This is a genomic window from Nocardia fodinahabitans (assembly GCF_052983615.1).
The window spans coordinates 292,648-304,365 of record NZ_JBRJJC010000001.1 but is presented as its reverse complement, the minus strand read 5'-3'; the positions used below and the strand labels follow the sequence as shown (position 1 = coordinate 304,365).

The 11,718-nt window shown below is 71.4% G+C and carries 9 protein-coding genes and 1 pseudogene; 3 read left to right on the top strand and 7 right to left on the bottom strand.

Annotated features, from left to right (window positions below):
- Positions 1-32: 32 nt before the first annotated feature.
- The 5 genes from NV348_RS01425 to hutI all read right to left on the bottom strand — a co-directional run bounded on the left by NV348_RS01425 (position 33) and on the right by hutI (position 5,173).
- Positions 33-845, bottom strand: coding sequence for an ABC transporter ATP-binding protein (locus tag NV348_RS01425; protein WP_447145307.1), 813 nt, complete (start codon positions 843-845; stop codon positions 33-35).
- A complete protein-coding gene (locus NV348_RS01420) occupies positions 842-1,861 on the bottom strand; it encodes a FecCD family ABC transporter permease (RefSeq protein WP_447145306.1) in 1,020 nt (339 codons plus the stop codon). The genes NV348_RS01425 and NV348_RS01420 overlap by 4 nt, the downstream gene beginning before the upstream one ends.
- The gene (locus NV348_RS01415; protein WP_447145305.1) at positions 1,858-2,868 is read right to left on the bottom strand and encodes a FecCD family ABC transporter permease; all 1,011 of its coding nucleotides are present in this window, start codon (positions 2,866-2,868) and stop codon (positions 1,858-1,860) included. The genes NV348_RS01420 and NV348_RS01415 overlap by 4 nt, the downstream gene beginning before the upstream one ends.
- Positions 2,869-3,066: 198 nt before the next feature.
- Positions 3,067-3,987, bottom strand: coding sequence for a formimidoylglutamase (gene hutG, locus NV348_RS01410; RefSeq protein WP_447145304.1), 921 nt, complete (start codon positions 3,985-3,987; stop codon positions 3,067-3,069).
- A 10-nt stretch (positions 3,988-3,997) separates the two neighbouring features.
- Positions 3,998-5,173 (bottom strand): imidazolonepropionase, encoded by a 1,176-nt coding sequence (hutI, locus tag NV348_RS01405; RefSeq protein WP_447145303.1) that lies wholly within the window; start codon positions 5,171-5,173, stop codon positions 3,998-4,000.
- 256 nt (positions 5,174-5,429) lie between these two features.
- On the opposite strand from hutI, the gene NV348_RS01400 reads away from it, so the two are divergent.
- Positions 5,430-6,836, top strand: coding sequence for an amino acid permease (locus NV348_RS01400; RefSeq protein WP_447145302.1), 1,407 nt, complete (start codon positions 5,430-5,432; stop codon positions 6,834-6,836).
- A gap of 47 nt (positions 6,837-6,883) precedes the next feature.
- Positions 6,884-8,453, top strand: a pseudogene (gene hutH, locus NV348_RS01395) (histidine ammonia-lyase).
- A 224-nt stretch (positions 8,454-8,677) separates the two neighbouring features.
- Here the strand turns inward: hutH and NV348_RS01390 are convergent.
- Entirely contained in the window at positions 8,678-9,589 is a 912-nt protein-coding gene (locus NV348_RS01390; protein ID WP_447145301.1) for a MerR family transcriptional regulator, read from the bottom strand.
- Between the two features lie 68 nt (positions 9,590-9,657).
- Between NV348_RS01390 and acpM the strand changes: the two genes are divergently transcribed.
- Positions 9,658-9,963, top strand: coding sequence for a meromycolate extension acyl carrier protein AcpM (gene acpM / locus NV348_RS01385; RefSeq protein ID WP_447145300.1), 306 nt, complete (start codon positions 9,658-9,660; stop codon positions 9,961-9,963).
- 50 nt (positions 9,964-10,013) lie between these two features.
- On the opposite strand, the gene hutU is transcribed toward acpM, so the two are convergent.
- A complete protein-coding gene (hutU, locus tag NV348_RS01380; RefSeq protein ID WP_447145299.1) occupies positions 10,014-11,693 on the bottom strand; it encodes a urocanate hydratase in 1,680 nt (559 codons plus the stop codon).
- Between the last annotated feature and the right edge of the window lie 25 nt (positions 11,694-11,718).

Sequence of the window (11,718 nt, the reverse complement as noted above, 5' to 3'; positions counted from 1 at the left end):
GCGACCCGGAGCCGGGTCGCCGAGAGGGGAAGTCAGACGCGCGCCCTGGCGGCCCGGCCCAGCGGAACCACCAGCGGGGTCCCGGTTTCGGGATCGGGGATCACCCGGCACTCGACGTCGAAGACGGTGCGCACGAGGTCGGCGTCGAGCACTTCCGCGGGCGGCCCGGCCGCGGCCAGCCTGCCGTCGTGCAGGACCACCAGATGGTCGGCGTAACGGGCGGCCTGGCCGAGATCGTGCAGCACCATGACCACGGTGCGGCCCGCGTCGGCGTTGAGGTCGGCCACCAGATCGAGCACGTCGAGCTGATGGCGCAGATCCAGGAAGGTGGTCGGCTCGTCGAGCAGCAGCAGATCGGTGTCCTGCGCGAGTGCCAGTGCGATCCAGGCACGTTGGCGCTGTCCGCCGGAGAGCTGGTCGACGGGCAGGTCGCGCAGAGCCGTGGTGCCGGTGCGCGCCATGGCCTCCTCCACCGCCGCCTGGTCGCTCGCCGACCAGGGCCGCAGCATCTTCTGGTGTGGGTAGCGGCCCAGGCGCACCAGCGCTTCGACGGTGATGGCCTCCGGAGTGATCGGCTGCTGGGGGAGCAGGCCGAGGCGCAGGGCCAGGGTGCGCGCGGACATCCGGTGGATATCGGCGCCGTCGAGGGTGACGGTGCCGCCCGCGGGGCGCAGCAGCCGGGTCAGGCCGCGCAGCAGCGTCGACTTGCCGCAGGCGTTGGGGCCGACGATCGCGGTGACGGCGTGCCCGGGCAGCACCAGGTCGAGCCCGTCGATCACGGTGCGCTCGCCGTAGCGCAGGGCCAGTGCGCGGGTGGCGAGTTCGTTGCTCGGTCGCTCGGTCATGTGGTCCTCCGATTCGCCGGGTTGCTGTCGCGCACGAGCAGCCACAGCAGCCACGGTGCGCCGACGGTGGTGGTGACGACGCCGACCGGCAGGCCCTGCACCGGCAGCAGGTTCTGCGCGACGAAGTCGGCGGCGGTGAGCAGGGTCGCGCCGGCCAGCCCGGTGACGGCGAGGGTCGCCGCCGTCGGTGGCCCGCACAGCAGCCGCACCAGCTGGGGCACGGCGAGCGCGACGAACACGATCGGCCCGGAGATGGCCACCGCCAGCGCGGCCAGCGCCACCGCGGTGCACAGCAGCCGCAGCCGCGACCCCGAGACACCGACGCCGAGCCCGCCCGCCGAGTCGTCACCGAGATCGAGTACGGCCAGAGTGCGGTACTGCACGCACAGCACGACGAGCACGACGACGGAGCCGAGGGCGGCGCCGGTGACCTCCGGCCAGGTCCGGCCGTAGAGCGAACCGGCGGTCCAGTGCATCGCCGAGCCCGCCAGTTCCTTGGGGAAGCGCACGATCACCAGATTCACCGCGGCGGCGAGTCCGGCCTGGATCGCCAGGCCGACCAGCACCAGCCGGGCCGTCGACAACTGCGACCGCCAGCCGATCGCGCCGAGGGCGACGGCGGCCACCATCCCGCCCGCCAGTGCGGCGAGCGGAATCGAGTACTGACTCGCGCCCGCGGCCAGCACGACCACCGCGCCGAGGGAGGCGCCACCGGTTACGCCGATCACATCGGGGGAGGCGAGCGGATTGCGGAACAACCGTTGCAGCACCCCGCCGGCCACGGCCAGACCGGCGCCCGCGACGACGCCGGCCGCGATCCGGGGCGCCCGGAACTCCTGGACGACGTAGACGTCGCCGCGATCACCGAGCCCGATCGCGGCACCCAGCGCGGTGAGCGCGTCCATCGGCACTTCGCCGGTGGCGAGCGCGACGGTCACGATCACGAGCAGCGTGCAGGCCAGGACCACGGCGAGCAGCCGGACCCGCGTGGTCGTCGAGGTCATCAGGGTGGTCATCGGCGCACCTTCCGCGTCGCGAGCACCGCCAGCAGCGGCGCGCCCAGGAACGCGGTGACGATGCCGACCTCGACTTCCGTCGGGCGCATGATCATCCGGCCGACGATGTCGGCGCTCAGCAGCAACAGTGGTCCCGCGAGCAGGCAGCCGGGCACCAGCACCCGGTGGTCGGTGCCCGCGACCAAACGCACCAGATGCGGCGCGGCGAGCCCGATGAACGCGATCGGCCCGGCCACCGCCACCGCGGCACCGGCCAGCAGGACGACCGCCACCATGCCCGCGACCCGGATCCGGGTGACCGGCACGCCCAGCGCCTCGGCCGCCTCGTCGCCGAGGGCGAGGGCATTGAGCCCGGAGCTGATCGCCAGCCCGACGACGGCCCCGACCGCGAACAGCGGCAGCAACGGAACCAGCACCGACAGTTCGCGTCCCGCGATCGAACCGACCAGCCAGAACCGGGCCTCGTCGAGGGTGCGCTCGCTGAACAGCAGGATCGCCGAGGTCCACGAGGCCAGCACCAGTTGCACCACGGTGCCGCCCAGCACCAGCCGGATCGGGTCCAGATCGCCGGCCCGGCGTCCGAGCGCGAGGGTGGTCGCTGCCGCCGCGGCGGCACCGGCGAAGGCGAACCAGACGTACTGCCCGGGCTGGCTCAGGCCCAGCGCGTAGATCGCGGTGACCACCGCCAGCGCCGCGCCCGCGTTGATGCCGAGGGTCGTCGGCGCGGCCAGCGGATTGCGGCTCACCCCCTGCACGATGGCGCCCGCCAGACCCAGCGCCGCCCCGACCACGAGCCCGACGACCGTGCGCGGCCACCGCATTCCGGTGATCACCGCCGCGTCGCGATCGGTGCCGTGGCCGAGGACCGCGTCGACGACGGTGCCCACGGGCACCGACCGTGAGCCGAGCGCGAGGCTGAGCACGACGCACAGCGCCAGCGCGGCGGCGCCGAGCGCGAAGATCGCGGTGCGGCGCAGCGCCGGACTTCGCAGAGCTGGAGTGGACACGGTGGGGATTCCTCATCGCGCACGACCGAGCGCGCCTGGCCGTCGGGCAGGCGGAAGACGCTGTGGTGCATGCGGATCGGTCGACGGGCGGGTGCGGGACGACGGCGCGGTCGTCACCCCCGCCGAGATGCGAAGGTTGCGTACCGGATCACGGCAGACTTTAGGGTAGGCAAGCCTTATAGCGCAAGATCGTCGATCTCAGCCGCGCACATGCCGGGTGACGAGACGGTGCAGCAGCCGGGCCGCGGTGCGCGCGGTGCGCTGGTCGATATCGAGGTCGGGATTGAGTTCGGCGACATCGACCACGGCGAGCGCGCCGCTGGCGGTGACCTGGTCGCAGACGGCCTGGATCGTCGGCAGTGGGACACCGAACGCGGCGGGCGCGCTCACTCCGGGCGCGACCGCGGCGGGCAGGACGTCGAGGTCGATGGTCAGGTAGAGCAGGTCGATCCCGGCCAGGAACTCCGCGACGAACGCGGCGACCCGGTCCGGCGCGCAGTCGTCGTCGAGCAGATACCGCACGCCGAAGCGGTCGGCGGTGTCGAACAGGACGGTGGTGTTGCTGGGCTGGCTGATCCCGACCACCGCGTATCGCACCTCGGGATCCTGTTCCAGGATCTGCCGGAACGGGGTACCGGAACTGGGCACGGGATCGGGGCGCAGGTCGAAATGCGCGTCCAGATTGAGGATTCCGACGATCGTGCCCGGTGTGCGCCGCGCCGCGCCCGCCACCCCGAGATACGTGCCGTAGGCGACCTCGTGCCCGCCGCCGAGTACCACCGGGAAGGCGCCCGCGTCCAGCAGGTCCGACACCGTCGCGCCGAGCCGGCGCTGGCCGTCTTCCAGCCTGCCGTCGGTGACGGCGACGGTCCCCGCGTCGAACGCGCGCAGCGGAGCGTCGAGCGCCATCGGTGACAGCGCGCGGCGCAATGCCTCCGGGCCGGCCGCCGCGCCCGTCCTGCCCTTGTTGCGCCGCACGCCTTCGTCGCTGGCGAAGCCGACGAACACGCACGCGCCGGGATCGGTGCCCGGCACGTACGGGGCGACCGCCTGGTGCCAGCGCAGATGCTCGGACGTGGCGCCGTCGATCCGGCCGGTCCACGAGGATTCGGACATCATCGGACGGACCTCATTTCGCGTAGGCGAGCGTGCCACCGCGCCACACCCGGTCGATCAGCGGAACACCGGGACGGTAGGCCAGGTGCAGATGGGAGGGCGCGTCGAGCGCGATCGCGTCGGCCCGCATGCCGGGCGTCAGCGCGCCGATATCGGTGCGGCGCAAGGCTCGTGCGCCACCCGCGGTCGCCGCCAGGACGGCTTCGTCGGGCGTCATGTGCAGGTCACGTACCGCCAGCGCGATACAGAACGGCAGGCTCGTCGTGTAGCTCGTGCCGGGATTGCAGTCCGCGCCCAGGGCCACGGTGACGCCGGCGTCGAGCAGCGCCCGCGCGTCGGGATAGCTGTTGCGGGTGCAGAAGTCGGCGCCCGGCAGCAGGGTGGCCACGGTCTCGCTGCCCGCCAGCGCGTCGATATCGGCGGCGGTCACGTGCGTCACGTGATCCACCGACGCGGCGCCGAGTTCCACCGCGAGTCGCACGCCGGGACCCTGGTGCAGCTGATTGCCGTGCACGCGCGGCACCAGGCCGTGCGCGATGCCCGCCGAGAGCACGGCGTGCGACTGGTCGCGGTCGAACGCGCCCTGCTCGCAGAACACATCGATCCACCGGGCGTGCGGCGCGCACGCCGGGATCATCTCGGCGCACACCATCGCCACGTAGTCGTCGGCGCGCCCGGCGTACTCCGGCGGCGGCACGTGCGCGGCGAGCAGGGTCACCTCGTCGGTGTACCGGCCCGCGATCCGCACGCTGCGCAGTTCGTCGGCGACGGTCTGGCCGTAGCCGCTCTTGCATTCGACCGTGGTGCTGCCCGCGCGCAGCGACTCGTCCATCAGCCGCGCCACGTTCGCGGCGAGCTGTTCGTCGGTCGCCGCGCGGGTGGCCTCGATGGTGGTGCGGATGCCGCCCGCGCCGTAGGGTCGCCCGGCCATCCTGGCCGCGAACTCCTCGGCGCGGTCGCCCGCGAACACCAGGTGCGAGTGGGTCTCGACGAAGCCGGGCAGCAGGGCGCGCCCGCCGAGGTCGACGCCGGTGTCGGCGGTGGGCGCGTCGGCACTGTCGCCGACCCACACCACCGTCGCGTCGTCGAAGACGACGGCGGCGTCGCGGCGCAGGCCGAGCGGGCCGTCGCCCAGGGCGGGATCGTTGGTGACCAGGGTGCCGATGCCGGTCAGTGCGGTGGTGGGCACGGGGGGAGTCCTCCTAGGTGCGGGTGTCGACCATGTCGTCGAGCGTATGGCCGGCGCCTGTGCGCTGGGTCACGTCCGCTATGTATATGCCTGTATAGACAGGTGCGTCAAGCGCTAGGCTGCCCGGCGATCGGCCGTGGATTGACACGGCTGTATATACAGGTTTATACATGTAGCGGTCGTTGTGACCGGCCCCACAGGCGAATCCGGCGGGTATCACCCGATCCGTGCGCCTTTCCGATCCCGGGAGAATGGTGTGAACAAGCCCGTTGCTGTGCTGACGCGAGGACTCACCGCGCGTCACATCCGTTTCATCGCGCTCGGCTCGGCCATCGGCACCGGCCTGTTCTACGGCTCGGCGGAGGCCATCCACCGGGCGGGACCGTCGGTGCTGCTCGCCTACCTGATCGGCGGCGCCGCGATCTACCTCGTGCTGCGCGCCCTCGGCGAGATGGCGGTGAGCAACCCGGTCTCCGGCTCGTTCGGCGAGTACGCCACTAAGCACCTCGGCCCGCTGGCCGGGTTCGTGACCGGCTGGACCTACACCTTCGAGATGCTCATCGTGTGTCTGGCCGACGTCACCGCGTTCGGCGTCTACATGGGCTTCTGGTTCCCCGACGTGCCCCGCTGGATCTGGGTGCTGTCGATCATCTTCTTCATCGGCGCGATCAACCTGCTCAGCGTCAAGGTGTTCGGCGAGGTCGAGTTCTGGTTCAGCCTGGTGAAGATCGTCGCCATCGTGGCCATGATCGCCGGTGGCATCGCCATCCTGATCTTCGGTTTCGGCATCCACGACACCGGTGCCGGCGTGCAGAACCTGTGGACCGACGGCGGCTTCTTCCCGACCGGCTTCGGCGGCTTCGTCGCCTGCTTCGCCATCGTCATGTTCGCCTTCGGTGGCACCGAGATCATCGGCATCACCGCGGGCGAGGCCGAGGACCCCCAGCGCACCATCCCGCGCGCGATCAACACCGTGCCCGTGCGGATCATCCTGTTCTATGTGCTCACCCTCGCGGTGATCATGGCGATCAACCCGTGGCAGACCATCGGTGACGAGGGCAGCCCGTTCGTGCAGATCTTCCAGAGCCTGGGCTTGGGCCCCGCGGCGGCCGTGCTGAACGTCGTCGTGATCACCGCGGCGTTGTCGGCCATCAACAGCGACATCTTCGGCGCCGGCCGGATGATGTACGGCATGGCCCAGCGTGGTCAGGCGCCCGCGGTCATGCGGCAGGTCTCGCGCAACGGGGTGCCGTGGATGACGGTGGTCATCATGACCGTCACCCTGCTGGTCGGCGTGCTGCTCAACTACCTGATCCCGGACAAGGTGTTCCTGGTGATCGCCTCGATCGCCACCTTCGCGACCATCTTCGTCTGGCTGATGATCCTGTTCTCGCAGTACCGCTCGCGGCAGCGGATGTCGGCCGCCGAGGTCGCCGCGCTGAAGTTCCCGGTGCCGTTGTGGCCCTACGGCCAGCTGATCACCATCGGGTTCCTGGTGTTCGTGATCGCGGTGATCGCCTTCGACGCCGACAGCCGGGTGGCGCTGGTCGTCGGCACGATCTGGCTGGCGCTGCTGTGGGTGGCCTATCGGCTCTGGGTCCGGCCGGCCCCGGCCGCGCCCGAACCGGTCGCCGCGCCCGAGCCCGTCGCCGATATCGCCTGAGAAACCTTGTCCCGCACATCGTTCGGAATGGAGAAAGCATAGTGAGCATCGACTCGGACCGGACCGCCCCCGTCGCGGCGCAACCGGTCGTCGTCGGCACGGGGCCGGTGGCGCCCCAGGACGTGGTGCGGGTGGCCAGGGACGGCGCCCCGGTGCGGCTGTCCGAGGACGCGCTCGCGGCGATCGGCGAGAGCCGTCGGCGGATCGAGGCCTTGGCGGCCGACCCCAAGCCGGTCTACGGCGTATCCACCGGCTTCGGCGCGCTCGCCGTCCGCCACATCCCGCTCGAGCTGCGTAAGCAGTTGCAGCGCAGCCTGGTCCGCTCGCACGCGGCCGGTTCGGGTGCCGAGGTGGAGCGGGAGGTGGTGCGCGCGCTGATGCTGCTGCGCCTGTCGACCCTGGCCACCGGCCGGACCGGGGTGCGCCCGGTCGTCGCCGAGACCTACGCCGCGCTGCTGTCGGCGGGGATCACCCCGGTGGTCTACGAGTACGGCAGCCTCGGCTGTTCCGGCGATCTCGCGCCGCTGGCGCACGTGGCGCTGGCCGTCCTCGGCGAGGGCACCGTCCGCGACGCCGACGGTGACCTACGCCCCGCCGCCGAGGCTCTGGCCGCCGCGGGCATCGAGCCGGTGGAACTGGAGGAGAAGGAAGGGCTGGCGCTGATCAACGGCACCGACGGCATGCTCGGCATGCTGGTGCTGGCCTGCCACGACCTGCGCCGGCTGCTGCGCCTGGCCGATGTCACCGCGGCCATGAGTGTGGAGGGCCTGCTCGGCACCGACAAGGTCTTCGCCGCCGATTTGCAGGCGCTGCGTCCTCAGCCCGGCCAGGCCGTCGCCGCCGCCAATATGACGCGCCTGCTCGCCGATTCGGCGATCGTCGCCAGTCACGCGACCCCGGACTGCACCGTCGTCCAGGACGCCTACTCGCTGCGCTGCGCACCGCAGGTGGCCGGTGGCGCCCGCGACACCCTGGCGCACGCCGAACGCGTCGCCGGGTACGAATTGGCCAGTGCCGTGGACAATCCCGTCGTCACCCTCGACGGTCGCGTCGAATCCAACGGCAACTTCCACGGCGCCCCCGTCGCCTATGTCCTGGACTTCCTGGCCATCGTCGTCGCCGATGTCGCCAGCATCAGCGAGCGCCGCACCGACCGCTTCCTGGACAAGGCCCGCAACCACGGCCTGCCCCCGTTCCTGGCCGACGACCCCGGCGTCGACAGCGGTCACATGATCGCCCAGTACACCCAGGCCGCCCTCGTCTCCGAACTCAAGCGCCTCGCGGCCCCCGCCTCGGTCGATTCGATCCCGTCCTCGGCCATGCAGGAGGACCACGTCTCCATGGGCTGGTCGGCCGCCCGCAAACTGCGCCGCGCCATCGACGGCCTCACCCGCGTCCTCGCCATCGAGGCCCTCACCGCCGCGCGCGCCCTGGACCTGCGGGCCCCCCCTCACCCCGGCCCCCGCCACCGCCGCCGTCCGCGACGCCCTGCGCACCCAGGTCCCCGGCCCCGGCCCCGACCGCTACCTCGCCCCTGAAATCGACGCCGCCTATCACCTCGCCATCTCCGGCACGCTCCTCGCCGCCGCCGAATCGGTCACCGGCCCCCTGGGCTGACCACCGCACGACCTGTGCCCGGTGAATTCACCGGGTACAGGTCCTCGTCGATCGAGATCCGGCACCTCCGGCTTCACCGAGGTCGAACGCGCCACCGGCCACCGCTGGTGGACCCTCGCAGATCTCGCCGACAGTCCCGACCGCGTCGTCCCGGGTGACCTGCCGACTCGCCTGGCAGACCTATTACTGAAAGGCCCACCCGCAGAACCGATCACCCTCGACTCCTAGCGAGCCGCCGAGTCGGCCAGTGCGCCGCGCACCCAGTCGAGGGCACGGCCCACGGTGATCCGGTCACCGAAGAACTGGGCCGTGAGGGTCCAGTAGCGGTGGACGCGGTCGCCGGGGGCGTCGGCCAGCAAGTGCTCCCGGAACTCCCGGGAATCACGGAGCCCGCGGGCATCGGCGTGGGCCGCGACGAAGCGATCGAGTTCGCTGCCGCGCCGCGGGCGGACGTCGTCGGCGACTCGCGCCACCACGTCCGCCAGCGCCTCCGCCACGTCGGCGTACAGCCCGCGCGGGTCGCGAATCAGTTCCGGCTGATGCCACCAGAGGTGCTGTCGCACAGCCCCGATCGTCTCCCGGTCGGCCACGAGCGCGGCCAGCTCGGCATAGGCGACGACTTGGTCGACGGTCGGGTCGGCGGGTGGTTCCGGGACATTCCACCCCACGTAGCGGTCGACCTCGCTGCGTTCGATCGGCGCGAGGATCCGCCGCCAGAACCGCACGAGATCGTCGTGGAGCGCACTGCCGTCCTGGGCAGCGGCCAGCAGCGCGAGCCGCGCGGCCAGCTGCGCCGGAGCCGCCGAGCCGACCGCCGCCAGCGACGCTCTGCGCCACGCCACCGACCGGAATTCGACCTCGACCCTGGCGCTTTCGGCAGCGAGGGCCTCCGCCAGTGCTCGCTCACCGCGCAGGACCTCGGTGATCGGCCCCAACCCGAGTCCGAACGCGCGCAACCGCCGGATCAGCAGCAGCCGTTCGACAGCGCTGTCGGCCTCGAACAGCCGGTGCCCGCCCGGACTGCGCCGGGCCTCGAGAATGCCCTCGTCGCAATAGAACCGGATCGTGCGCACCGGGAGTCCGGTGCTGCGGGCCAGGTCCCCGATGCTGATCAGCGCGTGTGTGTCGTCCGTCACTATCCCTTGAACCTCCACCCCGGTGGAGCTTTTACCGTACCGGTATCACCCACCGGACAAGGAGATTCGTGGCTACCACGCAGGAAGAGATCGTCGCAGGCATCGCCGAGATCGTCGAAGAGGTCACCGGCATCGACGCCGAGGAGGTGACGCCGGAGAAGTCCTTCGTCGAGGAACTGGAGATCGACTCGCTGTCGCTGGTCGAGATCGCCGTCCAGCTCGAGGACAAGTACCACGTCAAGATTCCCGACGAGGACCTGGCGAGTCTGAAGACGGTCGGCGACGCGGTCGCCTACGTGCAGCGGATGGAGGCCGCGCAGCCCCACCTCGCCGCGGAGATGGAGGCGAGGTTCCGGGCGGCACAGGAGGAGTGAGACGACGCTGCCGCCCGCACCGGCGCACGGTGCGGGCGGCAGCGTGGGGATCAGTTCTCTTGCATCGGAATCCGCACCCCACGCGCGCGGGCGATGTCGGCGGCGTGTTCGTAGCCCGCGTCGACGTGGCGGATGACGCCCATACCGGGGTCGTTGGTGAGGACCCGCTCGAGTTTCTGGGCGGCCAGGGCAGTGCCGTCAGCGATGCATACCTGGCCCGCGTGGATGGAGCGGCCCATGCCGACGCCGCCGCCGTGGTGGATCGAGACCCAGGAGGCGCCGGAGGCGGTGTTGAGCAGGGCGTTGAGCAGCGGCCAGTCGGCGACGGCGTCGGAACCGTCGGCCATGGCCTCGGTTTCGCGGTAGGGGGAGGCCACCGAGCCGGAGTCGAGGTGGTCGCGGCCGATGGCCAGCGGTGCGGAGAGCTCACCGGAGGCGACCATCTCGTTGAACTTCAGGCCCGCACGGTGGCGCTCGCCGTAGCCGAGCCAGCAGATCCGCGCGGGCAGACCCTCGAACCGCACCTTCTCCCCGGCCATGGTGATCCAGCGCTTCAGGTGCTCGTTGTCGGGGAACAGCTCCATGATGGCGCGATCGGTGGCGGCGATGTCCTTCGGATCGCCGGACAGCGCGGCCCAGCGGAACGGGCCAAGGCCCTCCTCGAACAGCGGCCGGATGTAGGCGGGCACGAAGCCGGGGAACGCGAAAGCCCGGTCGTAGCCGCCCTTGCGGGCCTCGTCGCGAATCGAGTTGCCGTAGTCGAACACCTCGGCGCCCTTGTCCAGGAACCCGACCATTGCCTCGACATGCTTGGCCATCGACGCCTGCGCCTCGGTGGTGAACCACGCCGGATCCTTCTCGGCGAGGGTGTGCCAATCCTCGAGCGCGACCCCGATCGGCAGGTAGGACAGCGGGTCGTGGGCCGAGGTCTGATCGGTCACGATGTCGATCGGCGCGTCCATGGCGAGCAGTTGCGGGAACACCTCGGCCGCGTTGCCGACCAGGCCGATCGACAGCGCGCGCCGCTCGTCGCGGGCCGCGATCGCGAGCTCGAGCGCCTGCTGCAGGGTGTCGGCCTCGGTGTCGAGATACCCGTGCGCGATGCGCCGATGGATGCGGGCCGGATCGCAGTCCACGCACAGCGCGACGCCCTCGTTCATCGTCACCGCCAGCGGCTGCGCGCCACCCATGCCGCCGACGCCGGCGGTGAGGGTGATGGTGCCGGCCAGGGTACCGCCGAACCGCTTGCGCGCCACCGCGCCGAACGTCTCGTAGGTGCCCTGGAGGATGCCCTGGCTGCCGATGTAGATCCACGAACCCGCGGTCATCTGGCCGTACATCATCAGGCCCAGCTGCTCGAGCTTGCGGAAGTCCTCCCAGTTCGCCCAGTCGCCGACCAGATTGGAGTTGGCGAGCAGCACGCGCGGCGCCCACTCGTTGGTGCGGAACACCCCAACCGGCTTGCCGGACTGCACCAGCAGCGTCTCGTCGTCGGCGAGGGTCTCCAGCGTCCGCACGATCGCGTCGAACGCCGCCCAGCTGCGCACCGCGCGGCCGGTGCCGCCGTAGACGACGAGGTCGTCGGGACGCTCGGCGACCTCGGGATCGAGGTTGTTCATCAGCATCCGCAGCGCGCCCTCCTGCTGCCAGCCCAGCGTGTGCAGCTGCGGCCCGCGCGGGGCGGACACGGGCCGGGGGCCGGATTCGGGCTGGGTGGCGGCGTCGGTCATCGGTTCACTCCTCGGAGATGGCGGC

Excerpts from the sequence above, each read along its gene's own strand:
- NV348_RS01425 (WP_447145307.1), bottom strand. The coding sequence starts at position 845 with ATGACCGAGCGACCGAGCAACGAACTCGCCACCCGCGCACTGGCCCTG.
- NV348_RS01420 (WP_447145306.1), bottom strand. The coding sequence starts at position 1,861 with ATGACCACCCTGATGACCTCGACGACCACGCGGGTCCGGCTGCTCGCC.
- hutG (WP_447145304.1), bottom strand. The coding sequence starts at position 3,987 with ATGATGTCCGAATCCTCGTGGACCGGCCGGATCGACGGCGCCACGTCC.
- hutU (WP_447145299.1), bottom strand. The coding sequence starts at position 11,693 with ATGACCGACGCCGCCACCCAGCCCGAATCCGGCCCCCGGCCCGTGTCC.